The organism is Lactobacillus acetotolerans DSM 20749 = JCM 3825 (genome assembly GCF_001436775.1).
Taxonomy (GTDB): domain Bacteria; phylum Bacillota; class Bacilli; order Lactobacillales; family Lactobacillaceae; genus Lactobacillus; species Lactobacillus acetotolerans.
In genome coordinates this window covers 1-25,766 of record NZ_AYZC01000024.1, presented here as the reverse complement: position 1 = coordinate 25,766, position 25,766 = coordinate 1, and the positions used below count along the sequence as shown (strand labels likewise).

Sequence of the window (25,766 nt, the reverse complement as noted above, 5' to 3'; positions counted from 1 at the left end):
GGAAAGCCAGGTATCATACACTAAGAGCATGGTATCTGGCTTTCAAGTTTCAGTTATTTAATAAAATTTAAAGAACCACAATTAATGATTAAAATCGACTTTTCTTATATATCAATTTCTAATAGTAACATGGGTTTTTAAACATTATGATATTGTACTTTTTAATTGTTCTCAAGCTATTTTTTACGCATTTTATTTCTGCCTACCGCTAAACAAATCGGCCAAACAATTGTTATTACAATGCCAATGATTAAACTAAACCATAAATAATTTGAAGTTGTTAACGACATCTCAGTATACAGCTGGCTTTCTAATCTGTTCACTGCCCCATTTGCAAAGTATTGTAAGAAAAAGAAACCACCACTTGTAGCAATTAATAATGCTAACGAAACCCAATACTTACCAAATAAAATCAATAAAACTGCAAGGATAAAGCACAAGGCAACACCAAACATAAAATAATGAAATAAATTAATTGCATGGTTTACTTCTTTAGAATTCCCTTTCAGCTCTTGGTTGATTTCTTTTACCATAAAATAGTTAACCAACTTTTCTAAACGATTATCACTATGTAACCCAAGGTTCTTAGCGGTTAATTCACCGTTTTGTTGATAACTAACACTTAAATCATACAAAGTCACATATGAAAAGTTACGGTGATAACTTTTAGGTAAAGATTTTAACAATTCATTATCTAAACCAGATTTTTGCACAATTTTAACAGAATTCTTTAATTCTTTATTCTTTAATTCATTAGCGGCTCTCCGAACTACTTCTCTTGCTATTTCATGTGTATCGTGGACATTTACCCTAACCGTGCTAGTAAACATCAAATAAGCAGTTATACCTACAAATAGTACAAAAAATAAACGTACTAAAATCGTCCATACTTTTTTCATTTAAAATAACTTCCCTAAATAAAAACCTACGTAAACTAAAAACAAACCACCTAAATATGAGGTTAAGGCATAAAGGATAAAAATGCGGTAATCCCGATCATGAAACAATGAAACCAATTCTGTGTTTAAAGTTGAAAAGGTAGTATATCCGCCTAATACACCTGTACCTACTAATGCGTAAAAGAATGGTGGCACACCAATACCAAATATAAATCCTAAGGTAAAAGCACCAGTCAGATTAATAAAAAGCGTTGGGAAAGGTAAATTGGAATACTTATTGCCAATCTTTTCCCAGTGCTTTTTGCCATAATTAGTAAAGAAATAACGTAACATGGCACCTAGCGATGCGCCTAGCCCTGCTAGCAATAAATTCATATTTTAGTTCTCCCTGGTTAAACTTTTACCTAGATTAGTTCCTATCCTTGAACCCAAAAAGGCAAAAGCAAAACCAAAAATAATTGAGCTAAAAAAATAAAGCAGAGCTATGCTTGGCTTCCCAGACTGAAAATTCTTCAATACTTCTAAATTAAAAGTAGAAAAAGTAGTGAAGGCACCAATAAAGCCGGTACCAATCCCCACAGTGATCCATTCATAAAAATCTTTAAATTCAAAGAAGAAATACGTAAAGAAAGCCAACAGAAAGCAGCCTATAATATTACCCCAAAATGTTCCATAAAAATTAAAGCTTGCATTTAATCCTGCCCGTGCAATTCCTCCAAGAAAAGCAAAAACAGCAACACTCAAAAAGAAAAGCAAAAACAGCAACACTCAAATAATTTTTTACCTGTTCAAACACACTTTTTATTCCTTTCCTTAGCAATCACCAGTAGCCAAACAATTGCAATCTACCTCATCTGGCGCAGTATCCTCTTTTGCTTTCAATTCATTTTCCAAAGTTGCAATATCACTTTTAGACAAAGGAACATCTTTCATAATTGCAATCAATAGTTGTCCTTTGTGCATATCACACATATGATTCATCATTTCGGTAGTTACCTTAATCATCATTTGACTTTGACTAACAGTAGCTGAATACAAAAAGCGCCGGCCTTCTTTTCTGGTACGCAAAAGACCTTTCTTAACTAAACGACGCATTAAAGTTTTAATTGTAGATTCAGACCAATCCTTCTTAATCTGCAGTTGTTCAATAATTTCACCGGTATGTACTTCACCGAGTGTCCACACAATCCGCATGACTTCCCACTCAGCTTCAGAAACGTTACCCTGAGTTTTATTTTTTAACTTTGTCATTTCTGCCATTTTAATCTCAACTCGATCTTATTATTCTGTGCTATAAAACAAATTTTTTAACTGCTTTCGCAATGCCATTATGGTCGTTGTCATCAGTTACGTAATCTGCATTATTTTTTATTATTTCAATTGCGTTGCCCATAGCAACTTTCTTAAAGTTAGGGTTTTCAAACATTGAAATATCATTACCTTGATCGCCAAAGACCATCACCTTACCCTGATCAATCTTCAGACGATCAGCTAATTCGGTCAAGGCATTACCCTTCGAAGCGCCCTTGGCATTTAATTCAATTGTGTTGGAAAAACTGCGGACAATATCGTATTTATCAAAAGCCCAATCAGGAATGGTATTCCACAGCTTATTAATCTGATCGTTACCTTGAGTAGAAGTAAAACTTACCTTATTAAAGGTAAAATTCTGAGGAATTTCCTCACGCCGACGAACTTTCATTACATTATTGGTTGTAGCAGCATTAATTTGCATTTGCACTGACAAATCACGGTCACAAGTCCAAAAACACTTGGTAGTTTCAAAGTGCACGTCAACATGGCTTAATCTTTGCAAACGCAGCATTGCATTAAAATCGCGGTAGTTCATCTCTTGATTCATCAAGACCCGACCAGCTAAATTTTGAATAACCGCACCATTAAAGACAATATCATATTGTTCAGCACCAGAAAGTCCTAACTGTTTGTTATAAGACATAACACCAGACAATGGCCGTCCTGTTGCCAAGACAACTTTAATTCCCTGCATGCTGGCTTCTTTTAATGTTCTTTCAGTTTCAGGCAAAATAGTATTAGAACTTGAAAGCAAAGTTTCATCTAAATCAACCGCAATTAACTTAACTGCCATAATACTGCCTCCTGTGACCTGATTATTAAGCCATACTTTTATTTATTATACAAAAAGTAAGGGAAATTTAACACCAAAAATCCTTGTAACACTAATCAACAGGAACAAAAAGGGCCGTGAGTGAAAACTCACGGCCCTTTGCTTTATTAATTAACCTATTAATAACTTAATTTTTCTTATCATTATCAGCGTCATGATATGACTTAGCAATTTGGTCAACCAGATCCGGATCATCTTTAAGACCAGTAGTCTCAACGATAACTTGCTTCAAGTCTTCAGTTTTAAGCATCTTTTGCAACTTTTGACTTTCAGCATCCTTAGGCTCATCAAAGTGATAAATTCGGCCAACTGTTTCCATCAATGCGCTGTAATCTAAGTTTCTCTCCTTCAATTCCCTAATTGGACGGATGAACCTTTCATCATAACCTAACTTACGGATAGGAGTTCTGCCTACACGGGCAATATCATCAGAAATATACGGGTTTTGGAATCTCTTTAAGACTTTGCTATGATAATCTTCCAAACTCTTTTCAGTAAATTCCTTGTTCCACTTGTTGTATAGAAGTGAACGGGTTTCACTCAAAACCCTCTTAACTTGCTTTAAAACAAACGGATCCTTAATTGCATCCCCAATAGTGTTATATCCCAAATTTTTACCAGTATAGGCAACTGTTGCGTGACCAGTATTTACTGAGAATAACTTTCTTTCAATATACGGTTCAAGGTCCTTAGCATAACCAACGCCCTTTAACTTAATATCCTTATTCTTCATTTGACTTTCGTCAATGATCCATTCCTTAAAGTCTTCAACTGAGACAAACAACGGATCATCATTGTGTTGAATAGGAACAATTCTATCTACGGCTGCGTTTGGAAAACCAATATACTTATCAACCTTAGGCTTCATATCAGCATCTAAATGGCTGTATACATAATCCTTTAAGTGTTGTGAACCACCGATCATGTTTTCACAGGCAATAACGTCTAAAGGAGTGGTATTACCAGAATTAATTCTTGCAGTTAAGCCCTTCGCAATCAATGGAGCAATAATCGGTAAAATCTTAGGACCAATAGCCGTGGTAATCGTATCAGTAGCTTTAATTGCATCGACTACCTTATCTGGGTCCTTAGCATTATTAATACCATCGACATTAGATACATGGATCTTCTTCTTACCAGGTGCGGCTAATTCAATATCATATTCGCCGCGCTCATTTAATGCATCAATAATGGTGCTATTAACATCAACAAAGTCAATGCTAAAGCCATTATCTGCTAAAGTTTCTCCGATAAAACCTCGACCAATATTACCTGCGCCAAAGTGTACTGCTCTCATATTTACTTTCCTACTTTCTTTAATAAATCAATAACTTCTTGCGGCGACTGAGCGTCAGCTAACTTAGCAACATTTGAAACATCGCTACAGAAAATGGCAATCTGCGACAAAATATTCAAGTGTTCATTATTCAAGCCGGCGATCCCAAAGACAACGGTGACTAATTGTTCAGTGTCATCATCCGGGTTACTAAAATCAACCCCCATTGGAATTTGCACAACTGAGATGCCCGTCTTTTTAATATATTTCTTGCCATCATCAGTTCCGTGGGGAATAGCGATAAAGTTACCCATATAAGTTGAAACGTCATTGTTACGCGCGATCATTGAATCGATATACTCTGGTTCAACACAACCACCATCAACTAGTAGTTGACCAGCCATTCTAATAGCCTGATCCCGTGTAGGGACATCCTGATTAAGTTTAATCATGCTTTTTTCTAGTTTCATTTATCTCATCCCTTCCTAATTCAACTTATCCACAATCTGCTTAAGTTTCTTGTCCTGAAGCAAATCATCAACGGTAATGATCTGAATGTCAGCATACCGAAGCTTTAAGTTCTTCTTAGCTGCCGGAGTAACAATTACCAAATGACTAGGATCGTCATCTAATTCATTAATCTTGACTGCCTTAACAGGCGTCTTCTTGCCGGCTTTCTTCATGGCATCGCTGAACAAGCTGGTTGCCATTGTAGCTGAACCAAGGTGCTCATCGTGACGGATAAAGTTTACTTCTTTAACTTTACTGAAGTCTATTCCTATAATTAAACCAGGCTTTTCAGCAGGTTTAGCTGCTTTTTCAGGCTTATCTTCTACTTGGGTTAAAGCCTTAAAGTTAGCAACAATTTGGTCATATTTAGGACTGCTTAAGAAGTTACCCACCGAAACTTGCATTGCATTCGGTGCCTTTTGACGAGCACGGTCGGTTAATTCTTCCTGAGTAATTACTAATAACCCATCTTCATCTTTCAAGTTTCTAACAGCAGTGTTAGTTACCGGTAATTTAATACCTGCCTTCTTGAACTTATCACGAAGTAAGGATGCACCCATAGCAGATGAGCCCATTCCAGCATCACAAGCAAAGATAACTTTCTTAATATCAGCGTATGATTTAACTGAACTTTGAGCATTTTGGGCTGAAGGCATTTCTTGCCCTTTAGATTCAGACTTCATTGATTTCATTTGCTTTTGCTTTTCGGCTAATTCATCGCCAGTGCCCTTATCTCTCTTCAAGATAATTGCGGCAACAACAAACGAAACGATTGCGGCACCAAGGACACCCACCAAGTTGCCAAAGTAGGAACCCTTAGCGGCAACAAGCAAAATAGCTAAAATTGAACCGGGTGAAGCTGCAGCCTTCAAACCCCCGCCAAGAACGGAGAATAAGAAGGTACCGGTTACACCACCGGCCATAGCGGCAAGGATCAAAGATGGCTTCATCAAAACGTATGGGAAGTAAATTTCGTGGACACCACCAAAGAATTCAATAATTGCGGCACCAGGGGCAGAACTCTTAGAACTACCTTTACCAAATAACATAAAGGCAAGTAAAATTCCAAGACCTGGACCTGGATTTGACTCCATTAAGAACAGAACTGACTTACCAACTTTGGCAGCCTGTTGAATTCCCAATGGAACCAAAATACCATTACCAATAGCATTGTTTAAGAACAATACCTTGGCCGGTTCAATAATAATGTTGGCAAGTGGTAATAAGTGAACACGAATAATCGCGTCAACACCAATACTTGCCCAGCGACTACCAGTAACCATGATTGGGTTAACGATGAAGTAAGCAAAGATTGCTAAGATCATACCTAAGATACCCAATGAGAAGTTGTTATAAATCATTTCAAAACCAGATTTAATCTTATCTTGAAATGCATTGTCAAGCTTCTTCAAAAGCCAGGCACTGAACGGTCCCATGATCATAGCGCCTAAAAACATTGGAGCGTCGGTACCGACAATTACACCTAAGGTAGCGACTGCACCGATAACGGCACCACGATCATCATCAACCATTTTACCACCCGTATAACCAATAAGTAATGGTAACAGGTAGTTCAACATTGGTTTAATTAAATTATTAATTTGTGCGTTTGGAAACCAGCCGTTAGGCGTCATAAAGATTGCGGCAGTTAGCCCCCAAGCAATAATGGCACCAATGTTTGGCATGATCATACCAGACAGGAAAGTACCAAATTTTTGAATCCCCACTTTAATTGAAGATTTTTTCTTTTCTTGAGCCATTGATTTTCCCCTCTATTGACTTAAATTTATCTTACATTTTTATCCTAAATTAAATGGTAAGCGTTTACAATAAAATCAAGATAGAAGTCTGACACTACTATTAGTGCCAATATTTGTTCAATGATTCACAGAAATTACAATTTATTCTTCAATTCGTGCAAATATTGAACCGCTATGGCGTTTTTAATTTGCTCCTGCTGACCCACACTAAATAAGTGCAGGTTATCGTCATTAGTAATAATCATGCTGCTAACCAGACTCATAACTTTCTGCTCTGCAGTAGACAACATTGCCGGCCCCAGCATTAACAATATTCGCTTAACTTGGATATCAATATGATCCATTGCTTGCAAAGTTAAATCATTTTCTAAATCAAAAATGGTAAAGGAACAGCGGCTAATCCCCTTGCTACTGGTATGAAAAAGAGCAAGATTACTACCAGGAATTCCGACTGGGGTTAATTTAATTCGTTTAAACAATTTATCGGCTACGATTTTCTTATCTTTAACAATATCGGAATCACAATTGTCTAAACATTGTTTAATCACGTCTTCAATTCTAGAAGAATTATGCTTTAGCAGCTTAACCTTAACGGCATTAACAATCTCACTGCAAAAAAGCGTTTCAACAGCTGCCTGGGTTAACTTCGTAGCGGCATGTCTTTGCTTGTTTGCATTAACTAGCTTGCTATTTTTTGTAACCGGGAATTTCTTAGTATATGCCCGCAAATAATTCTTCACGCGTTCCACTTCGTCATCTAATAAAAGTGGACTAACTAATTGGTAATCACGGGGAAAGCCCTTTAACTCCAAAGTCGATAAAATCAAATCATAATCACGTAAATTTAAATTAGGTAAATCAGATACTTTGCTCAACTTAATATGCTTGATCTCAGGGATTTCTTGTTTAAGACGTTCACCCAGAATTGCTGAGGTGCCAATACCATTCTCACAAATAATTAACACACTGATATTTTTATAATTTTGTTTGCTGGTATATTCATTTGCAAAGTATAAAAGCAATAGTTGTAGTTCCGAGGCTGGAATATTTTCGTGAGGAAATTTTTGCTTCCATGCCTGTTCAATCACCCGGTAAAGTTTATTGAATTTTTTACTCAAATTAGCCAAAGTCTTTATTTTGGTATTCGGTAATGGCGTCACACTGTGTTGAATCAAAGCCAAGATATGTTTTGTTAAACGATTAACAAAATCCGGATTTTTCTGAAAATCCCAGTGCATTTTTTCTGAAACAATCTGAACGAAATTTTTCACCTTAATTGAAATTGCCAATTCATAATCATTATCATAAGAAAAATTGGTCTGCTCTGAATCACAATCCATTACTTTATCGGCTAAATAAGAAACGTCATTTTTACTAATATGTAAGTCATTTTTCTGCGTCATCAAAGCCATAAAGTGAAAAACAAAACCTTGGTATTTAAGAGTAGCTTTGCCAGAAAAAACTTTTTCAATTGCAAAGCCTTTCTCAATTCGCATCATTGAAACAGTAAAAATTAATATTAATTCAATTATCTGGTGATCGGCATTAAGCCGAATATTAGAAAAAATGCTTTGCTTTAATGCTTCTTTTACCTGCAATAATAATTTATGGGGCAAGACATCCAAAAAGAAATTATCCGTTTTAATATCAATTTTATTTGCATAACGGAAAAAATCATAGTCATTAATTTCACTCAGAAGTATTCCTACTAATATCTGCCTGCGGGTGCTTTCAACGGTTTCTATAAAAATACCCACACCCTTTTTGCGTTTTAATTGGATGCCATACCTATTTAAAGATTGTGCAACTACATTAAGATCATTTTGGACAGTGGCTTCACTGACTTGCAATTCTAATGCCAATTGAATAATTTTTTGCGGCTCATCCGCCAGAAGCAAAAGAACTACCAAAGCATTCTCCCTTTGTTCCATCGTCATCGAAGACTGTTCTTTTGTCGTCTGGACCTCCTCTTTAAGTTTATTCAAAGCTAGCTGCCCGCCTTGAATACTATATTTATGCTTTTCATTAACCAATTCCAAATCTGCACGTGCAAGAATGGAACGCAAATTATTAAATTCACGGTATACCGTTCGCCGGCTAACATGGAGATGATCTTCCAATTCTTTTACGCTAAAGCCCTCAGAGTTAGTTAAAAGCAATGACAAAATTTGCTTCTGTCTTTCAGTTAAAATAACCATTCATTTATCCTCACAAAGCTTAATTACTAAATTAATTATACAAAATTACAAAAAAAGAGAACAGATTTATGATACGATCTGTTCTCTTAAAATAAGTAGTAATTAATTTTATCAGTTAATTATTCAACAGTTACACTCTTAGCCAAGTTACGTGGCTTATCAACATCTAAGCCCTTGTCCTTAGAAGCATAGTAAGCTAACAACTGTGCTGGTACAATTGTCAGGAGTGGTGACAAATAGTAATCGATATTTGGTAATACAATATCGTCATTCTTATTAGCAAGCTTTTTGCTAACAATGGTAATTACACTGGCACCACGAGAAGCAACTTCTTCAATATTACCACGGGTTAAGTCTGCAGTTACTGGATCATTAATTAAAGCAATAACTGGAGTCCCTTTTTCAATTAAGGAAATAGTACCATGCTTAAGTTCTGCAGCGGCAAATCCTTCAGTTTGAATATAGGAAACTTCCTTTAACTTAAGAGCTCCTTCAAGGGCAACGGCATGGTCAATACCCCGACCAATATAGAATGCGTTGCGTGATGGGACCAGGTACTTTTTAGAGATCTTCTCCATCTTTTCTTTACCATCAACAATTTGTTGCATACCCTCAGCGGCAATTGCTAATTCATGCTTGAGCTGGAAATCTTTAGCGGCTTTGACGTTTAACTTTTCACCCAAAGCCTTGGCTAGGATTGCCTGCAGAGCAATTTGAGCTGTATAAGCTTTAGTTGAGGCAACGGCAATTTCTGGACCGGCGTTTAACAACATCGTGTAGTCAGCTTCACGAGATAAAGTTGAACCCTCAACGTTGGTCATAGTTAAACTTGGAATATGACGCTTAATAGCTTGTTGCAAAACAACCCGTGAATCAGCCGTTTCACCTGATTGGGTCAAAAAGATGAAAAACGGATGCTTGGACATCATTGGGAAGTGATAGCCTGCTTCAGAAGCATAACCGACTTCTGTTGGAATATTTGCAAAATTTTCAAATAATGCTTTACCAACTAATCCTGCATGGTAACTAGTACCTGCAGCAAAAATATAAAGATGATCTGCTTTAGAAATAGCATTTACAATCTTAGGATCTACTGTTGGTTCACCATCTTCATCTAAATAATCTTGAGAAAGACGACGCATAACAGCTGGTTGCTCATCAATTTCCTTTAACATATAGAATTCATAACCGCCTTTAGAAGCAGCATTGGCATCCATGTGCAGTACATAAGGCTTACGGGTAACTTTTTTGCCATCGATTGTTTCAATGGTGTAATTATCTTTAGTAATATCACCAACATCACCGTCGTTTAAATCAACGAAAGTCTTAGTTTGGTCTAAGACGGAAACAGCGTCAGAAGCGATAATATTAAAGCCCCTGCCTAAACCTAATCTCATTGGTGACTTATTCTTAGCAATGTAAACATGGTCTGGTTTAGTGTTATCGATTAAAAGAAAGGCATATGAACCTTTGATTAATTTCAAAGCTTCTTTAAATGCGGTAAAACCATCTATGTTCTTGTCACGGGCAATCTTACTAATTAATTGAACGGCAACCTCAGTATCGGTTTCAGATTTGAAATCTACACCCTTTAAATATTTTTCTCTTAATTGGGTATAGTTTTCAATCACACCATTGTGAACTAAGTAAAAGCGGTGAGTTTCATCAAATTGTGGATGAGCATTAGCCACAGTTGGTTTGCCGTGAGTTGCCCAACGTGTATGACCAATTCCTACCAAGCCTTGCTCGTCAGGTGTCATCTTATTCTTTAAGTCCCTAATTCGACCAACTGCCTTAGTTAAATATTCGTGTCCTTTTAAGTCATTTAAATAAATACCAGCTGAATCGTAACCACGATATTCCAGATTAGTTAAACCCTTTAAAATAATATCTCTAGCCGGTTTACCAACGACTCCAACAATTCCACACATAATTTTCTCCTTTGGTCTAGTTCAATTCTTATAAAATGGATTAATTAATTATTATTGATACAGCTGAAATGATATCCCTTTTATAAAAATTGGTCAAGTGAAAATCAATATAATTGGTATAATAAAAAGCCTCTGCCAAACAGAGACTTTTTATGTATCCTTATTTATAAAAGAAACTACGAATTTATTCCGTCATTTCTTTTTTAACGACATCCACAATTTGCTTTACGTAAGCATTCGTTTCTTCTTGGGTTGGACCTTCAGCCATTACCCTAAGAAGAGGTTGGGTACCTGAAGGACGGACTAAAACTCTGCCTTCGCCACCCATGTCATCCTCAACTTTCTTGATCACATCAAGAATTGGTTGGTGCTCTTTCCAGCTCTTCTTATCTTTAACTGGTACATTAATTAAGCATTGTGGATATTCTTTGAAATCTTTCAGTAATTCCGTCAAAGACTTGCCAGTTCTCTTCATAACCAACATCAAATGCAAGCCTGTGAGCATACCGTCACCCGTATTATGGTAGTCGCTCATAATGACGTGTCCAGATTGTTCACCACCAAGGTTATAGCCGTGAGCACGCATTTCTTCAGAAACATAACGGTCACCAACTTGGGTACGGACATTTTTAAGCCCCTTCTTTTCCAAAGCTTTGGTGAACCCGAGGTTACTCATTACCGTGGTAACAATTGTATTCTTCTTTAAACGGCCATGATCAGCTAAATAAGTACCGATAATGTACATAATGTGGTCACCATCTACTTGCTTACCATTTTCATCAACGGCAATACAGCGGTCAGCATCCCCATCGAAAGCTAATCCCATTTGGGCTCCCTGTTTAACAACTTCTTTTTGCAATTTTTCCGTATGAGTTGCGCCAACGTGGTCATTAATATTTAAACCATCGGGATGAGTAGCAATTGTAGTGAAATCAACCCCGCAATCAGCAAATAATCTGGAAATAAGTGCACTGGCAGCACCGTTAGCACCATCGATTACAACTTTAATTCCATCTAGCTCTTCGGGGATAGTATTCTCAATGAATTGTAAATACTTAGAACTACCCTCATGAAAATCGGTTACAGTACCTAATCCCTTAGCCGCTGGACGTGGTAAAGTATCTTCCTTAGCGTCAATTAATTTTTCAATCTCGCCTTCCATGGTATCTGACAGCTTCAAACCATCACTACCAAAGAATTTAATTCCGTTATCTTCCACTGGGTTGTGGGATGCAGAAATCTGCACACCAGCATCAGCACCTTGGGCACGAACTAAGTATGAAAGCCCCGGGGTTGTGATAACTCCTACCTCTAATACTTCAATTCCAACTGAAAGCAAACCGGAAATAAAGGCATATTCCAGCATTTGCCCCGAAATACGAGTATCACGAGAAACTAAAACCTTAGCCTGTTCATCATCTTTTTTATTTTTGGTTAAAACATAACCACCATCACGGCCTAATTTAAATGCCATTTCCGGGGTTAAACCTTGGTTAGCGATACCGCGAACACCATCGGTTCCAAAATATTTCAACATTACAAAAACAACCTTTCTCTAACTTATTTTTCTCTAATCATTTTTGGTATTACCTGCGCCTGCAGCATTCTTAGTTTTAATCTGAACCATTACTTTAGTAGGATCAGACTTTACAACACCTTTGGGTAAAGCAAAATCAACTACTTTAGACGTTGAAGAATTAACATTACTTAGATCAACATCGACTTTTAACTTCTTTATTTTATCTAAAGCAGATTTATTACCATAGAGAGTAACCTCATCCTTTTTAGCAGTTAATGAGTAAACTTTCCCACTCTGCTCATTTTTAGAATCCAAATCGATCTTTACATTCTTTTTAGCAATTGAAACAGGAATTGTTAATTCAGCCGTTGACGGTTCAATCACGGCATTCAATTGGCGACCGTTTTTATCCCTTGCAGTTAAAATCACTTGCCGTTCATAACTATGATCAAGTCCGTTAGGTAAAACCGCTTTGGCAACGATTTGATCAATCTGATCAACTTCACCACGGGCACCTGTAACCTCAACTTGTTGGGGGTTAATATTAGCCTTGCCGACTTTATATCCCCGTGCAATCGCATTTTTATTATACTCTATTTGAACTGGCATAGTCGTAGACTTCCTGCGTTCAATATCAACCTTCACCGTCTTAGGGTTGATTGAATACGACAGCTGGCTACTTAAGCCACTAACATGAACTTTAACGCTCTGCTTGCCAATTCCTTTATTGGTTAAATCGATATAGGCACGGAAATTCTGCGTATTCACAGTTGAAGTAACCAATGCATTAGATCCCTCCAAAGTTAAACTTACCTTCTCGGGATAGCCAACAACGTAATACTTATCAGTATCAACTGAAACTTGCAAAGGCACCTTAATAGTTTGGGTTTCGTTGGCCGTCTGCTTGGTCTTGTTCGGCTCACCCTGTGTCATAAAGCCAGGTTGAGAAGAATCAATGTAAATTACTAACAAAACAGCAATTAATAAGGAGACAAGCCGGATAAACCATGATTTTCTCCAGAAATTCTTCATCGACCTGCACCCCATTTCCAAATCTTATTAAATATTTTTTGGTACCACTTTGTGTTCTTTTCTTTCTTCGGAACAAACTCAGAGGTCAAATATTTCATATATTCATCACGGGTCATATCAAGCAAGAAGCGTCCATTACGCGTAATGGTTACACCACCTGTTTCTTCAGAAACAACAATTGTGACTGCGTCGGTAACTTCTGAAATACCCACAGCAGCACGGTGCCTCGTACCTAACCGTTTAGGAATCATCTTATTGTCAGATAAAGGTAAATACGCTGCAGCTACCGCAATTCGGTGATTTCTATCAATAATTACAGCCCCATCATGAAGTGGTGTGTTAGGAATAAAGATATTGATTAATAATTCACCTGTTACATCAGCATCAAGTTTAATTCCCGTTTCAATATAATCCTCAAGGCCGGTTTCTTTTTGAATGGTGATCAAAGCGCCAATCCGTCTTTTAGACATATACTGAATTGCTTTATCTAATTCTTTGACAAATTTAATTGATTCATCATGAGCATTATTTCCACGGCCACCAAATAAAGGCATCCGACCCAAACGTTCAAGTCCACGCCTGATTTCTGGCTGGAAAATAACTATAATACCCACAACTGACCATGAAACAATCTGATCAACAATCCAGGTAACTGCATGTAATTGCAGGAAGCCAGCAACAATTCTTACCAAAAAGATTAAAACAATTCCTTTAGCAAGCTGAACTGCCTTAGTACCCCGAATTAACATGATCAAATGATAAACAAGGTACCAGATAATCAGTACATCCAAGACTACTGAGAGATTATTCCATGTAAGGATATTCGATATGTTAAAATGCATAGCCTCTCCTTCCTACTTATCAATTATACATAAGACTGAAGCTTAGCGCGCACATATTTTAAATTTAACCTATAGTAAAAAATAGGCTACAAGTTTTTTATCTCATAACCTATCTTTGACTTGATTAATTTTTACCGATAATCCGTACTTCTGTATGCAAATCGATCCCGAATTTTTCTTTAATTACCTTTTGAATTAAATGAATTAAATTCAAATAATCTGTAGCAGTCGCTCCGCCTTTATTAACGATAAATCCAGCATGTTTGGTTGAATTTTGTGCACCGCCAATCTGCTTTCCTTGCAGGCCCGCCTTAATAATCATCGGGCCAACAAAATGGCCGGTAGGACGCTTAAAGACACTGCCACAAGAAGGATATTCAAGCGGCTGTTTGTAACGGCGCAACGCATTTAAATAATGCATTTCATCCAAAATTTTAAGTTTATCACCATGCTTTAAGCCAAAAGTAGCTGAAACTACAATTGCCTTATTATCTTGAACTAATGAATGTCGATAAGAGAAATTCATCTCTTTATTGCTATAAGTTTTAAATTCACCGTTCCTGGTTAAAACTTTGACACTTTGAACAACATTTTGAGTTTCACCGCCATAAGCACCTGCATTCATAAAGATCGCACCACCAACACTGCCTGGAATGCCGGCAGCAAATTCTAAACCACTAAGGCCGGCTCGTGCCGCTGTAAAAGCAGTATCAATAATTCGTGCGCCTGCTTCTGCGGTAACCGTATTTACTTTAACAGTAATCTTTTTCATTTCAGTTAAAATAATGACAAGGCCGGCAATACCGCTATCCCGAATAATTAAATTAGATGCGTTGCCAATAACCGTTAAAGGAATATCCTTCTCCTGCGTTACCTGAACTAATTTTTTTAATTCATCTAAATTCTTAGGAAAGGCCAAATATTCTGCAGGGCCACCTGTCTTCGTAAAAGTATACTTACTTAGTGGAATTTGTTTTTGTATGTCAATTCCATCTTTTTTTAAATCAAGCAACTCCAAAATTAAAATCTCCCTTGCAATATCTTTCTATATTTTACCGCATTCATGCTTTTGCTTCACCCTATGTTATACTGAATTTGTTTTTAGAGGGAGAAAAAATGAATTTTGTAGCAATGGACTTCGAAACAGCTAACCATTATCCAGAAAGTGCTTGTTCGCTTGCCCTTGTAATGGTTAGGAAAAATAAAATTGTTGATCGTTTCTATACAGTAATCAACCCACAAATGCCCTTTGATGCGCGTAACATCCAGGTACACGACATTACTGCAAATGACGTTAAAGACGCACCAACAATGGCAGAGGTTTGGCCAAAAATCAAGGACTTATATAAGCCTGGAATGCTAGTTACCGCCCACAATGCCCGTTTTGATACAAACGTCATGCGGCAAAGCTTGGCACGCTATGACATTCAAGAACCACATTATTTAGTAGTCGATACCTTACAAAGCAGCAAATTATTCGAACCTAACTTACCAAATCATAAGCTAGATACCGTTTCGAAAGCATTAAACGTAGAATTATGGCACCACCATAACGCTTTAAGCGACAGCGAGGCCTGTGCAGGTATTTTAATCGCACAAAATAAAAAATTCGGTGACGATGCAATTAAAAATTTAATTTACCAAATTTAAAATAATTTTTGAACGAACAAAAACACATTAGCTTCACAACTAATGTGTCTTTTATTCTCTAAATTTTTTCAAAGCATCCTTGATCCACTTTTCATTGCGTTCACCTTTCGGCTTAAGCTCAACTACTCGTTTAGTTGATTCCCAACTATCATCTACTCTGGTAATAATCAATTGTAAATAATTATCTGGTAAATCTTTCATAATCAACTGTGGCCATTCAATCACCACTAAACCCGGTTCAGCAAGGTAACCATTTAAATCGATTGAGGACAAATCATCATTTTCTAAACGATAAAAATCCATATGAAAAAGAGGCAATTTTGCTTCTCGGTATTCACGGACAATTGTAAAAGTTGGGCTCTTAATGGGACGACGGATGCCTAATACTCGTCCTAAACCTTGGGTCATGGTAGTTTTCCCTGCTCCAAGGTCACCGTTTAAAAGCAATAAATCATGCGGTTTGGCCGTCTCACCTAAGAATGCACCTAACTTTTTCATATCAGCTGCTGAGTTAATTTCAAGTTTCATTATTAATCATCCCTCACAATTGACTGAGCGGCCGTCAAAATTGCCATATCGTATACATCTTGACTAGTAGCCCCTCGAGACAGGTCATTAATTGGTGCAGCTAGACCTTGTAGAATTGGCCCCACAGCAGTAAAATTAGCCAACCGTTGGACCATCTTATAAGCAATATTTCCTGATTGTAATTCAGGAAAAATGAAAACATTAGCCTGCCCAGCAATTTTAGAATTTGGCGCCTTGCTTTTGCTTACGCTAGGAACAAAGGCTGCATCAAATTGCAATTCACCATCGGCTGGAATTTTGGGATACTGTTCTTGAAATAATTTCGTCGCCTGGGCAACTTTATCAACCATATCACCCTTAGCTGAACCTTTAGTTGAAAAACTTAGGAAGGCAATTTTAGGATCAATATCAATCATTTTAGCCGTTTGTGCTGATTGATAAGCAATTTCAGTTAGAGTAGCGGCGTCCGGATCAATATTAATTGCACAGTCGGCAAAGACATACTTTTCTTTACCACGTTCCATAATAAAGCTACCTGAAACCCGGTGCATCCCTTTGGCAGTGTGGATTAATTGCAGTGCAGGTAAAACAGTTGCGGCAGTTGAATGAGCCGCACCAGAAACCATACCATCTGCCTGCCCCATTTGCACCAGCATCGTGCCAAAATAATTTGCTGTTTTTAATTTATCTTTGGCATCCTCTAAACTGATATCTTTTCTTCTAGCTACAATAAATTGCTTTGCCATTTGCTCAATTTTGGAATAATGTTCAAAGTCAATTACTGTAACGTTTGAAAGGTTCAAATTACTTTTGGAAGCTATGGCCTGAATCTTAGCTGGCTTACCTAAAACAACCGGTTCAATTAAACCGTCATTATTTAAATTTGCTACAGCCGTGAGAATTCGTTGATCGTATCCTTCCGGAAAGACAATTTTCGTTTTCTTTCCGTTTTTTACTTTAGTTTTTAATAAGTCAAAAACACTCATCTATTTACCCCTTTATGCTAAATCAGCTTTAGTGACAGTCATTGGCAATTGCCAGTCAATCGGCGTTTCACCAAAATTCTTCAATGCGGTATTACACCGTGAAAATGGTCGTGAGCCAAAGAATCCTCTATCAACTGAAAACGGACTTGGGTGGGGAGATTTAATTATAAAGTTCTTCTCTTGGTCAATTAATGGAATTTTATTTTGTGCAAAGCGACCCCACAGGATAAAGACAACCTTACCTCGTTTGCTAAGAGCCTTGATTGCCGCATCAGTAACTGCTTCCCAGCCTTTTCCCTGGTGCCCGTTTGCATGACCATAAGGAACGGTTAAGACGGCATTTAGTAAAAGCACGCCTTGATCAGCCCATTTCTTCAAATAACCATGTTTAACGGGAATAGCACCAACATCATCATAAAGCTCTTTATAAATATTTTGTAAGGATGGCGGCAATTTAACACCTGGCATAACAGAAAAACTCATTCCTGTCGCTTGACCAGGATTATGATACGGATCCTGCCCTAAAATAACTACTTTAGTTTTTACAAATGGCGTTAATTTAAAAGCAGTAAAGATATGGTTCATATCAGGAAAAATCCTTTTGGTTGCATATTCTTTTCTTAAAAAAGAATGTAATTTTTCATATTCACTACTCTCAAAAACTGGGTTTAAAACCTGATCCCAGTCGTTACCGATCAACTCTTTCATTATATATCTCCGACCTCTCTTTCAATCCTCTTTATGGTATCATGAAATTAGTAAAATATGGGAGGTTTATCGTGATCAAATTAGTGGCTTGTGACCTTGATGGCACTTTATTTAACAGTAATATGGAAGTCTCCGAAGAAAATGTGCGAGCTATCCACAAAGCACAAAAAAGTGGAATAGAATTTTTAATCGCTACGGGAAGGGCTCCAAAACAGTCACGGGCAATAATTAGAAATTCTAATTTAAAAACTGGTTTTATTAACTTAAACGGCGCCCTTGTTTTTGATACAAATGATAATTTAATTGTCAAACACGCTTTGCCAACCGCAAAAGCCAAAAAAATAGTTGACATATTGCACCAAAATCATTTCTACTTTGAAATAATTACTGCCAACCATACTTATTCTGAAAGTATCGAGAAAAGAATAGCCAATTTTGCTCATTCTTTAGCAATCTTAAACCCAAATATAACCTTCAAACAAGCGGTTGCCATCTCTGCTGGTAGCAAAGCTATATTAAATATGGTCCACGTTAACAGTTTTAAAAAACTATTAGCTGATCCCAAAATTGAGGTAATGAAAATCATTGCATTTGATTCACGTGGTTACGAGGCTTTCATTGATGTTAAAAAAGATATTTCTAAGCTCGGTGACCCTGCAATTACATCAAGTTCCGCCGCTAACATCGAGATTAACGATGTTAACGCCCAAAAAGGTATAGCTTTATTAGATTACGCCAAAAAGAAAGGCATTAAACGTGAAGAAATTGCCGCAATCGGGGATAATTTAAATGATGAAAGCATGATTCGCGAGGCTGGAACAGGAGTTGCTATGGGAAATGCGGTCCCGGCAATCAAGAAGTTAGCCCAAGTCCAAACAAAATCTAATAATGACAATGGTGTTGCCAACATTTTAAATAAATTCTTAGCTGATAATGCTAAAAAATAGAATTAGAGGTGGGAATGATGAAGTTCTTACTAGAATTAAATCAGGAAAAGGAATACGGTCAAATACCCGTTATTGGTCCTGAAGGCAAAGTTCAATATACTATCCGCGGTAATTTAGATAATCCCAACCATACTTTGTACTTGAACACCATCGAGGAAGAAGAGATCGGTAGGTTATATTCTGATGGTGTAGGGGTAATTGCTTCTTTTACTGTCGACGTCGTTAATCATTCTCTTGTTAAAGTTAAAAAAGTCAACAGCCCTCTTACCAACCTCTTTTATGTTACTAGACTCAACTATTTAGTAACTGGAAGCATTAAAAAAGGCACTTACACGTTTCGGTCTGGAATAAAAAACGTTGCAAATGTCAAAACTATTATGGGAAATTCAGGTGTGGTGCTTGTTTGTGAAATTAAGCGTCCTGAAGATATTCCCTTTATTTTACTTATTTCTATTTTATTTACGCAATGGCATGTAACCCCACTCAAGTTACCTATTTTTCCACCAATTGGTAGAAAATATGGAATTAATTTAAATTAAACTTTCTTAATCATATGATCGTAGTTACGATCTCCAATTGTCATTTTATCTACGGTTTTAAAACCCTTATGTACATATAATTTTTGTGCACGAGGGTTTTCTTTATCTACATTTAAACTAACCTTGTTAAATCTTTTTTGTTCAGCAATCTTAAACGCATAATCTAATAAACTACTGGCAACATGCTCACCCCAATATTTAGGAGTAACAGCCAGTGAATCAACATACCATTCATTTGGCCAAGCTTCTTTATCATCAAAAATTACCATGTCAGTTGCTAAGTCGACCTTGGCATATTCTTTCTTCAAAACAAAATCAATAACCTTTTGATCTTCATAGGAATACATAGCAACCATTCCTATTGGTCTATCTTTTGTATCCGCATAAACCCAAGTTCGACGGTAAGAATAACGATAATATTCTGAAATAAAACCTAAACGCATTAAGTCATAAAATTGACTCTCTGGCAATTTCTTAATGCTAGCCATATCCATTTCATCAAAAATTTGCTTTAAAATTGGATAAATAAATTCAAAATCTGACTTTTTTGCTTTTCTAATCAATTCTTTGCCTCACTACCTATAGGTTACGAAAATTTAAACCATCTTACAAGAAGAACACAAAAAGATCCTGCAAACGCAGGATCTTTTCTATATAACAGTTGAACTAATCTTGGTAATTAACTAAAGCTAAGTATGAATCTGGCTTAAGTGAAGCACCACCGACTAAGCCACCATCAATATCTGGCTTAGACATTAATTCTTTAACATTAGCTGGCTTTACGGAACCACCGTATTGGATACGGACATTTTCAGCAGTTTCGTCATTGTACAAGTCTTTAACCGTGTTACGGATAGTCTTGCACATTTCCTCAGCTTGATCTGATGAAGCAGTCTTACCAGTACCAATAGCCCAGATAGGTTCATAAGCAAGAACAAGTTCAGAAACTTGTTCTGCACTTAAGCCCTTCAAAGCTGCTTTGATTTGGCCAACAACCCATTCTTCTTGTTTATTAGCTTCACGCTTTTCAAGTGATTCACCACAACAAATAATAGGCTTAAGTCCGTTAGCAAATAAAGCCTTGGCCTTCTTGTTAACATCCTCATCAGTTTCGTGGAAGTAGCCACGGCGCTCTGAGTGACCAACAATACAGTAATCCATGCCCATTTGCTTTAAAACCATTGGTGAGGTTTCACCAGTGAAAGCACCTTCATTTTCGAAGTAGGCATTTTCTGCACCAATATGTAAATTGGAGCCTTTAGCAGCTTTCCTCAAAGCATCAAGGTCAACAGCAGGTGCACAAATAAGTGATTCAACTTTATTTGGATCAGGTAACTTATCCTTAACAGCATTAACGAATTCAGTAGTTTGGTCTGGATTCATGTGTAATTTCCAGTTACCTGCAATAATTGGTGTACGCATTTAAGTAACGACCTTTCTTTTCTACTTTACTTATCTGAAATGCAAGCAATACCAGGTAATGTCTTACCTTCAAGGTATTGAAGTGAGGCACCACCACCAGTAGAAATGTGGGTAATCTTAGGTGCAATACCTAATTGCTTAGCGGCAGCAGTTGAGTCACCACCACCAATAATAGTAGTAGCATCCTTCAAGTCACCCATTGCACGGCCAACTTCCAAAGTACCCTTTGCAAAGTTTGGCATTTCAAATGCACCCATAGGGCCATTCCATACAACAGTTTTGGCACTCTTTAAGACATCCTTAAATTTATCGACAGTCTTAGGACCAATATCCAACCCCATCATATTGTCAGGAATGTCATCGCCAACAACTTTACGTGAAGCATCATTTGAGAACTCAGTAGCAGCTACGTCATCAACTGGAAGGACAATCTTGTCTCCAGCTTCCTTCAAAAGCTTCTTAGCTAAGTCTACCTTGTCTGGTTCAAATAATGATTTACCAATCTTATGACCTTGTGCAGCCAAGAATGTGTAAGCCATACCACCACCAATTAAAATGTGGTCTGACTTAGGAAGTAAGTTAGAAATAACACCAATCTTATCTGAAACCTTAGCACCACCCAAGATAGTAACAAATGGGTGAACTGGGTGAGCAACAGCGTTACCCAAGAACTTAATTTCTTTTTGCATTAAGAAGCCAGCAGCTACAGGCTTGCCAGCCTTCTTCATAGCAGTAGCGATACCTACGTTTGATGCGTGGTTTCTGTGAGCAGTACCAAATGCATCGTTTACGAAGACATCACCAAGGGATGCCCAGTATTCGCCAAGCTTAGGATCATTACCTGATTCACGCTTGCCAAAGCTGTTATCAATATCTTGGAACCTAGTATTTTCAAGAACAATAACGTCGCCATCGTTCATCTTATTAATAGCGTCTTCAACATCTTTACCTTCATTTGAAGGTACAAAAGTTACAGGCTTTTTTAACAATTCACTTAAACGCTTAGCAACTGGCTTTAATGATAATTCTTTCTTATCAGCATCTGACTTAACACGACCCAAGTGACTAAGTAAAATAGCTTTACCACCATGTTCAATGATGTATTTAATAGTAGGAAGTGCAGCAACGATTCGATTATCGTCTCCAATAACGCCATCTTTAATAGGAACATTAAAGTCTACACGGACTAAAACCTTTTTACCTTTAACATCGAGGTCTGAAATGATTAATTTAGCCATCAATATCCTCCGATAATATAATTATTTTTTTCTTCAAAAAAAGGCGGAAGGAAGAATCTCCCTCCGCCTTCTCATTACCACTTAACGATAATCAATTAATTAAAATTAATGATTAAAGAGTAGCAAATTTCAACAAAGTACGAACCATTTGGCAAGTGAATGAGTATTCATTGTCATACCAGCCAACAGTCTTAACTAATTGCTTGTCACCTGCAGTGGTTACCATGGTTTGTGTTGGGTCAAAGATTGAGCCAGCAGTCATACCGATAACATCACTTGAAACGATGTTGTCATCGTTGTAAGCGAATGAAGGACTTTCGTACTTCTTCATAGCTGCGTTAACTTCGTCAGCAGTAACCTTCTTGTCCAAAATTGAAACTAATTCAGTTTCTGAACCGTCTGGAACTGGAACACGTTGTGCATGACCGTTAACCTTGCCGTTCAATTCTGGAACAACAAGACCAATAGCCTTAGCAGCACCACTTGAGTGAGGAATAATGTTAACTGCGGCAGCACGAGCTGAACGTAAGTTACCACCACGTACAGGACCATCCAAAATCATTTGGGTTGAAGTGTAAGCATGGATAGTAGTCATAGTACCAACTTGTACACCAAATTCTTTTTGTAAAGCATTAAGCATTGGTGCTAATGAGTTAGTAGTACATGAACCAGCAGAAACAATCTTGTCATCTGGGGTTAAAGTATCATCGTTTACTGAGTAAACAATAGTCTTTAAATCATTACCAGCAGGTGCTGAAATTAAGACTCTCTTTGCACCAGCGTCAAGGTGAGCTTGTGCCTTAGCTTTGCTTGTGTAGAAACCAGTACATTCAAGAACAAAGTCAACGCCATCGTTCTTAACCCAAGGAATGTTTTGTGCTTGTGGTTCAGCGTATACACGGTACTTCTTACCGTCAACAACGATTGAATCATCAGTAGCAGATACCTTGTGGTTGAAAGTACCATGAGTTGAGTCGTACTTAAGTAAATGTGCCAAAAGTGCTGGGGTAGTCAAGTCGTTGATAGCAACAACTTCAATATCCTTACTCTTTGAGCCTAAATCCATAATACGACGGAATGCTAAACGACCGATACGGCCAAAACCGTTAATACCAATTTTAACTGTCATATTCTAAAGTCCTCCTTAAGAACTATTTAAGAACTATAAACAACAATTATTTTAAATGAGAAACTTAATTCTCCTTTAAAATCTTCTCTGAGGCTCCCTCATCAGTAATTAACCAGGTTTGATGGGGAGCATTAGGCATATAAGCTTTGATTGCTTCAGCTTTTCTAGCACCACAAGCAAAGGCAAATATGTGAGGTATTTTTTTTAGACTCTCAAACTGTAAACCAACCTGTGTAATACGGTCGACAATCTTACCCTTGTCATCGAAGAAACACCCAAAACATTCGGTGACAGCTTTTTTCTCACGTAGTTCAGATAACTTAATTGAGTCATATCCTCTACGCCGTGCCATTTCTTGGGCTAAACCAATTCCATGGATAACGGCGTCACTTTGTGAGATATCCTGCAGCAAATCCGCAATCGAAGATTCTCTAATTAGAGATCGATAAGCTGTGGCAGAAACTTGTTCAGGTAAATATAAAGTCTTATATTTACCAGCAGTCCTTGCAGCCATCTCCTGAACAATCGTGTTACTTTGTGTAGCAACATTTTCACCCAAGGCTCCACGACCCGGAATAAATTCTAGCTGACGGTTATCGCCTAAACTTTTAGACAAATATTTAGCCGATTTGGCTAACGCCGCTCCACCTAGAATTGTAATTATTGAATGACCTAAAGGCAAGAGCAAATCTAATGCTGAACTTAACTCTTCACCCATTTCTTCAAAAACTCGATCCTGCAAATCACCGTTCCCTGGAACAATAATTGTACGTTCGATCCCGAGTTTTTTAGCTAATTCAACTTCAGTCTTACCAGCGTTAAATAAGCGGTCAAGCAACGGAGCTGCATCTTGCAATGTTTTCTTACCCTTTTCAGTTAGGAACATTCCAAAATTTTTAATTTCGATTAAGCCAAGTTCTCGAAGATACTCAGTTTCTGTTCGAACCTTTCTTTCAGAAAGTCCTAACCGTTGAGCAACATTTCTTCGTCCGATTGGGGCACTTGAAGAAATCTGCTCAAGGACAAGATATCTTTGTCGAAAAACTTTTAAGATATCAGGAACGAGAGCTTGAAGCACGGTAAAGTCCGCGTCCATTAACTTACTCCTTCCTATTGGGACACTTATTGTCCATTATTGTGACATTTTTTGTCCCAGAAAGTTTAAAAATATAAGGGAAACGTAGTTTTTCAACTTTTTTAGTCTCCACATTCCCCATTCGACAATCTCAGTATAACAATGTATTTTTTACAATTCAAGAAAAAGATTTAACTTTAAAGCTAGTAAATAATAAAAAGAATTTTTATTTTAAACCCCTTTCTGATATACTAGCATGTGTGTCCAATGGGTCCTTAGTGTAATGGATCGCACGTAAGATTCCGGTTCTTAAAATCTGGGTTCGACTCCCAGGGGACCCATACTAAAAGCCAAGTTCGTTTGAACTTGGCTTTTTTGTTTTACTTTTTTTCTCGAATAATATAAATAGGCCTATTTTTAACTTGGATAAATATCTTTCCAACATACCTACCAATAATACCTATACACAAAAGTTGTAGCCCACCGATTAAAAGAATAATGCAAACCAGCGACGACCAGCCCAATACGGCAGCCGACGGTTTAATTATATGCCTAATGATAACTGCGATTAACCCAATTATCGCCAAAATGAAGGAACAGCTGCCAATCCAAACCGCAATATTAAGCGGGGCTTGAGAAAAATTGACAATTCCTCTTAACGCATACTTAAATAACTTCCAAGTCGTCCAATCACTTTCTCCTGCCACACGCTGCACATTATGATAATCAAGATATTTAGTCCTAAAACCAACCCAACTAAAAATACCCTTTGAGAAACGACTGTATTCTTTCATTGATAAGAATGCATTAACCATTTGCCGTGTCATCATGCGGTAGTCACGTACACCAGGCACTATCTGCGTATTAGATATTTTATTGATAAATTTATAAAAAAGGTTACTAAGAAAAGATTTAACTTTGCTTTCACCTTTTCTATCAATTCTTCTGGTTCCAATACAATCATATTTACCAGTTTTAAGTAAAGCATACATTTTAGGTAAAAGAGCTGGGGGATCCTGTAAATCAGCATCCATATCAACTACATAATCTCCGCTTGAAGCTTGTAGTCCCGCATAAAGCGCAGCATCCTTACCAAAATTGCGTGAAAAGGAAATATAGTGTACTTCCTTATTATTTGTATGTAATTTGCGAAGCACACTTAAAGTATTATCTTCTGAACCATCGTCAACAAAATAATATTCTATCTTTAAAGCGGTTAACTTTTTAACTTCACTTGCAACTACCGAATAAAACAGAGGAATTGTTTTTTCTTCATTATAACAAGGAACAACGATTGATAACTTTTTCATCAAAAATCCTCTTAATGATAACTACATTTCTTTACTTAACCAAGTTAATTGTAACAATTAATAAATGACCTACCACCCATCAAATAGATGGGTGGTCTCTTTGTTTAGAGTTTTTCTGCGA

At 37.2% G+C, this 25,766-nt stretch carries 26 protein-coding genes and 1 tRNA gene; 4 read left to right on the top strand and 23 right to left on the bottom strand.

The window, feature by feature from the left end; genetic code table 11:
* Nucleotides 1–176: 176 nt before the first annotated feature.
* The 14 genes from FC77_RS04855 to murB all read right to left on the bottom strand — a co-directional run bounded on the left by FC77_RS04855 (nucleotide 177) and on the right by murB (nucleotide 15,131).
* Complete coding sequence (locus tag FC77_RS04855) at nucleotides 177–899, bottom strand: hypothetical protein (protein WP_056970363.1); 723 nt, start codon at nucleotides 897–899, stop codon at nucleotides 177–179.
* Complete coding sequence (gene crcB, locus FC77_RS04850) at nucleotides 900–1,274, bottom strand: fluoride efflux transporter CrcB (RefSeq protein ID WP_054681787.1); 375 nt, start codon at nucleotides 1,272–1,274, stop codon at nucleotides 900–902. It abuts the gene before it with no gap.
* A 3-nt stretch (nucleotides 1,275–1,277) separates the two neighbouring features.
* Nucleotides 1,278–1,667, bottom strand: a complete 390-nt coding sequence (locus FC77_RS04845; protein ID WP_373290573.1) for a fluoride efflux transporter FluC — start codon at nucleotides 1,665–1,667, stop codon at nucleotides 1,278–1,280.
* A gap of 45 nt (nucleotides 1,668–1,712) precedes the next feature.
* Entirely contained in the window at nucleotides 1,713–2,150 is a 438-nt protein-coding gene (locus tag FC77_RS04840; protein WP_151443697.1) for a CopY/TcrY family copper transport repressor, read from the bottom strand.
* A 40-nt stretch (nucleotides 2,151–2,190) separates the two neighbouring features.
* On the bottom strand, nucleotides 2,191–3,006 hold the full coding sequence (locus FC77_RS04835; protein ID WP_056970361.1) for a Cof-type HAD-IIB family hydrolase: 816 nt from the start codon (nucleotides 3,004–3,006) through the stop codon (nucleotides 2,191–2,193).
* 166 nt (nucleotides 3,007–3,172) lie between these two features.
* Nucleotides 3,173–4,342 (bottom strand): mannitol-1-phosphate 5-dehydrogenase, encoded by a 1,170-nt coding sequence (locus FC77_RS04830; RefSeq protein WP_056970360.1) that lies wholly within the window; start codon nucleotides 4,340–4,342, stop codon nucleotides 3,173–3,175.
* Nucleotides 4,343–4,344: 2 nt separating this feature from the next.
* Nucleotides 4,345–4,791, bottom strand: coding sequence for a PTS mannitol transporter subunit IIA (locus FC77_RS04825; RefSeq protein WP_056970359.1), 447 nt, complete (start codon nucleotides 4,789–4,791; stop codon nucleotides 4,345–4,347).
* Between the two features lie 15 nt (nucleotides 4,792–4,806).
* On the bottom strand, nucleotides 4,807–6,591 hold the full coding sequence (locus FC77_RS04820; RefSeq protein WP_056970358.1) for a PTS mannitol transporter subunit IIBC: 1,785 nt from the start codon (nucleotides 6,589–6,591) through the stop codon (nucleotides 4,807–4,809).
* 134 nt (nucleotides 6,592–6,725) lie between these two features.
* Nucleotides 6,726–8,789 (bottom strand): BglG family transcription antiterminator, encoded by a 2,064-nt coding sequence (locus FC77_RS04815; RefSeq protein ID WP_056970357.1) that lies wholly within the window; start codon nucleotides 8,787–8,789, stop codon nucleotides 6,726–6,728.
* Nucleotides 8,790–8,908: 119 nt separating this feature from the next.
* On the bottom strand, nucleotides 8,909–10,720 hold the full coding sequence (gene glmS, locus FC77_RS04810; protein WP_056970356.1) for a glutamine--fructose-6-phosphate transaminase (isomerizing): 1,812 nt from the start codon (nucleotides 10,718–10,720) through the stop codon (nucleotides 8,909–8,911).
* 184 nt (nucleotides 10,721–10,904) lie between these two features.
* On the bottom strand, nucleotides 10,905–12,257 hold the full coding sequence (glmM, locus tag FC77_RS04805; protein ID WP_056970355.1) for a phosphoglucosamine mutase: 1,353 nt from the start codon (nucleotides 12,255–12,257) through the stop codon (nucleotides 10,905–10,907).
* A 33-nt stretch (nucleotides 12,258–12,290) separates the two neighbouring features.
* Nucleotides 12,291–13,271, bottom strand: coding sequence for a CdaR family protein (locus tag FC77_RS04800; RefSeq protein WP_054681781.1), 981 nt, complete (start codon nucleotides 13,269–13,271; stop codon nucleotides 12,291–12,293).
* Nucleotides 13,268–14,113, bottom strand: a complete 846-nt coding sequence (cdaA, locus tag FC77_RS04795; RefSeq protein WP_056970354.1) for a diadenylate cyclase CdaA — start codon at nucleotides 14,111–14,113, stop codon at nucleotides 13,268–13,270. The genes FC77_RS04800 and cdaA overlap by 4 nt, the downstream gene beginning before the upstream one ends.
* 124 nt (nucleotides 14,114–14,237) lie before the next feature.
* Nucleotides 14,238–15,131, bottom strand: a complete 894-nt coding sequence (gene murB / locus FC77_RS04790) for a UDP-N-acetylmuramate dehydrogenase (RefSeq protein WP_056970353.1) — start codon at nucleotides 15,129–15,131, stop codon at nucleotides 14,238–14,240.
* Nucleotides 15,132–15,229: 98 nt separating this feature from the next.
* Between murB and FC77_RS04785 the strand changes: the two genes are divergently transcribed.
* Complete coding sequence (locus FC77_RS04785; RefSeq protein ID WP_056970352.1) at nucleotides 15,230–15,763, top strand: 3'-5' exonuclease; 534 nt, start codon at nucleotides 15,230–15,232, stop codon at nucleotides 15,761–15,763.
* 51 nt (nucleotides 15,764–15,814) lie between these two features.
* Here FC77_RS04785 and tsaE read toward each other — a convergent pair whose 3' ends face one another.
* The 3 genes from tsaE to FC77_RS04770 are packed head-to-tail and all read right to left on the bottom strand — an operon-like array spanning nucleotide 15,815 to nucleotide 17,988.
* A complete protein-coding gene (gene tsaE / locus FC77_RS04780; RefSeq protein ID WP_056970351.1) occupies nucleotides 15,815–16,294 on the bottom strand; it encodes a tRNA (adenosine(37)-N6)-threonylcarbamoyltransferase complex ATPase subunit type 1 TsaE in 480 nt (159 codons plus the stop codon).
* Complete coding sequence (gene pta / locus FC77_RS04775) at nucleotides 16,294–17,277, bottom strand: phosphate acetyltransferase (RefSeq protein WP_056970350.1); 984 nt, start codon at nucleotides 17,275–17,277, stop codon at nucleotides 16,294–16,296. The genes tsaE and pta overlap by 1 nt, the downstream gene beginning before the upstream one ends.
* Before the next feature lie 12 nt (nucleotides 17,278–17,289).
* Nucleotides 17,290–17,988: a uracil-DNA glycosylase gene (locus FC77_RS04770; protein ID WP_056970349.1), complete on the bottom strand. Its 699-nt coding sequence runs from the start codon at nucleotides 17,986–17,988 to the stop codon at nucleotides 17,290–17,292.
* A gap of 68 nt (nucleotides 17,989–18,056) precedes the next feature.
* Between FC77_RS04770 and FC77_RS04765 the strand changes: the two genes are divergently transcribed.
* Together FC77_RS04765 and FC77_RS04760 are read left to right on the top strand one after the other, a co-directional pair.
* On the top strand, nucleotides 18,057–18,932 hold the full coding sequence (locus FC77_RS04765; RefSeq protein ID WP_056970348.1) for a Cof-type HAD-IIB family hydrolase: 876 nt from the start codon (nucleotides 18,057–18,059) through the stop codon (nucleotides 18,930–18,932).
* A gap of 17 nt (nucleotides 18,933–18,949) precedes the next feature.
* Nucleotides 18,950–19,471, top strand: coding sequence for an LURP-one-related/scramblase family protein (locus FC77_RS04760; RefSeq protein WP_056970347.1), 522 nt, complete (start codon nucleotides 18,950–18,952; stop codon nucleotides 19,469–19,471).
* Here the strand turns inward: FC77_RS04760 and FC77_RS04755 are convergent.
* The 5 genes from FC77_RS04755 to FC77_RS04735 form a co-directional block, all read right to left on the bottom strand.
* Nucleotides 19,468–20,034 (bottom strand): GNAT family N-acetyltransferase, encoded by a 567-nt coding sequence (locus tag FC77_RS04755; protein WP_056970346.1) that lies wholly within the window; start codon nucleotides 20,032–20,034, stop codon nucleotides 19,468–19,470. The two genes, FC77_RS04760 and FC77_RS04755, sit on opposite strands and share 4 nt — an antisense overlap.
* Before the next feature lie 103 nt (nucleotides 20,035–20,137).
* Complete coding sequence (tpiA, locus tag FC77_RS04750) at nucleotides 20,138–20,893, bottom strand: triose-phosphate isomerase (protein WP_054681777.1); 756 nt, start codon at nucleotides 20,891–20,893, stop codon at nucleotides 20,138–20,140.
* A 26-nt stretch (nucleotides 20,894–20,919) separates the two neighbouring features.
* Nucleotides 20,920–22,131, bottom strand: coding sequence for a phosphoglycerate kinase (locus FC77_RS04745; protein WP_056970345.1), 1,212 nt, complete (start codon nucleotides 22,129–22,131; stop codon nucleotides 20,920–20,922).
* A gap of 112 nt (nucleotides 22,132–22,243) precedes the next feature.
* The gene (gene gap, locus FC77_RS04740) at nucleotides 22,244–23,260 is read right to left on the bottom strand and encodes a type I glyceraldehyde-3-phosphate dehydrogenase (RefSeq protein ID WP_054681775.1); all 1,017 of its coding nucleotides are present in this window, start codon (nucleotides 23,258–23,260) and stop codon (nucleotides 22,244–22,246) included.
* Between the two features lie 64 nt (nucleotides 23,261–23,324).
* Nucleotides 23,325–24,356, bottom strand: a complete 1,032-nt coding sequence (locus FC77_RS04735) for a sugar-binding transcriptional regulator (protein WP_056970344.1) — start codon at nucleotides 24,354–24,356, stop codon at nucleotides 23,325–23,327.
* Nucleotides 24,357–24,604: 248 nt separating this feature from the next.
* On the opposite strand from FC77_RS04735, the gene FC77_RS04730 reads away from it, so the two are divergent.
* Nucleotides 24,605–24,676: transfer RNA gene (locus FC77_RS04730), tRNA-Arg, on the top strand.
* Nucleotides 24,677–24,715: 39 nt separating this feature from the next.
* On the opposite strand, the gene FC77_RS04725 is transcribed toward FC77_RS04730, so the two are convergent.
* The gene (locus tag FC77_RS04725) at nucleotides 24,716–25,645 is read right to left on the bottom strand and encodes a glycosyltransferase family 2 protein (protein ID WP_056970343.1); all 930 of its coding nucleotides are present in this window, start codon (nucleotides 25,643–25,645) and stop codon (nucleotides 24,716–24,718) included.
* Nucleotides 25,646–25,766 lie beyond the last annotated feature (121 nt).

Bases quoted from the DNA above. Each gene is read 5' to 3' on its own strand.
- pta (WP_056970350.1), bottom strand. From the start codon at position 17,277: ATGAGTGTTTTTGACTTATTAAAAACTAAAGTAAAAAACGGAAAGAAA.
- FC77_RS04725 (WP_056970343.1), bottom strand. From the start codon at position 25,645: ATGAAAAAGTTATCAATCGTTGTTCCTTGTTATAATGAAGAAAAAACA.
- FC77_RS04785 (WP_056970352.1), top strand. From the start codon at position 15,230: ATGAATTTTGTAGCAATGGACTTCGAAACAGCTAACCATTATCCAGAA.
- FC77_RS04815 (WP_056970357.1), bottom strand. From the start codon at position 8,789: ATGGTTATTTTAACTGAAAGACAGAAGCAAATTTTGTCATTGCTTTTA.
- FC77_RS04735 (WP_056970344.1), bottom strand. From the start codon at position 24,356: ATGGACGCGGACTTTACCGTGCTTCAAGCTCTCGTTCCTGATATCTTA.
- cdaA (WP_056970354.1), bottom strand. From the start codon at position 14,113: ATGCATTTTAACATATCGAATATCCTTACATGGAATAATCTCTCAGTA.
- FC77_RS04840 (WP_151443697.1), bottom strand. From the start codon at position 2,150: ATGACAAAGTTAAAAAATAAAACTCAGGGTAACGTTTCTGAAGCTGAG.
- gap (WP_054681775.1), bottom strand. From the start codon at position 23,260: ATGACAGTTAAAATTGGTATTAACGGTTTTGGCCGTATCGGTCGTTTA.
- FC77_RS04855 (WP_056970363.1), bottom strand. From the start codon at position 899: ATGAAAAAAGTATGGACGATTTTAGTACGTTTATTTTTTGTACTATTT.
- FC77_RS04820 (WP_056970358.1), bottom strand. From the start codon at position 6,591: ATGGCTCAAGAAAAGAAAAAATCTTCAATTAAAGTGGGGATTCAAAAA.
- FC77_RS04760 (WP_056970347.1), top strand. From the start codon at position 18,950: ATGAAGTTCTTACTAGAATTAAATCAGGAAAAGGAATACGGTCAAATA.
- glmS (WP_056970356.1), bottom strand. From the start codon at position 10,720: ATGTGTGGAATTGTTGGAGTCGTTGGTAAACCGGCTAGAGATATTATT.
- FC77_RS04745 (WP_056970345.1), bottom strand. From the start codon at position 22,131: ATGGCTAAATTAATCATTTCAGACCTCGATGTTAAAGGTAAAAAGGTT.
- FC77_RS04835 (WP_056970361.1), bottom strand. From the start codon at position 3,006: ATGGCAGTTAAGTTAATTGCGGTTGATTTAGATGAAACTTTGCTTTCA.
- tpiA (WP_054681777.1), bottom strand. From the start codon at position 20,893: ATGCGTACACCAATTATTGCAGGTAACTGGAAATTACACATGAATCCA.
- FC77_RS04800 (WP_054681781.1), bottom strand. From the start codon at position 13,271: ATGAAGAATTTCTGGAGAAAATCATGGTTTATCCGGCTTGTCTCCTTA.
- crcB (WP_054681787.1), bottom strand. From the start codon at position 1,274: ATGAATTTATTGCTAGCAGGGCTAGGCGCATCGCTAGGTGCCATGTTA.
- FC77_RS04830 (WP_056970360.1), bottom strand. From the start codon at position 4,342: ATGAGAGCAGTACACTTTGGCGCAGGTAATATTGGTCGAGGTTTTATC.
- glmM (WP_056970355.1), bottom strand. From the start codon at position 12,257: ATGTTGAAATATTTTGGAACCGATGGTGTTCGCGGTATCGCTAACCAA.
- FC77_RS04825 (WP_056970359.1), bottom strand. From the start codon at position 4,791: ATGAAACTAGAAAAAAGCATGATTAAACTTAATCAGGATGTCCCTACA.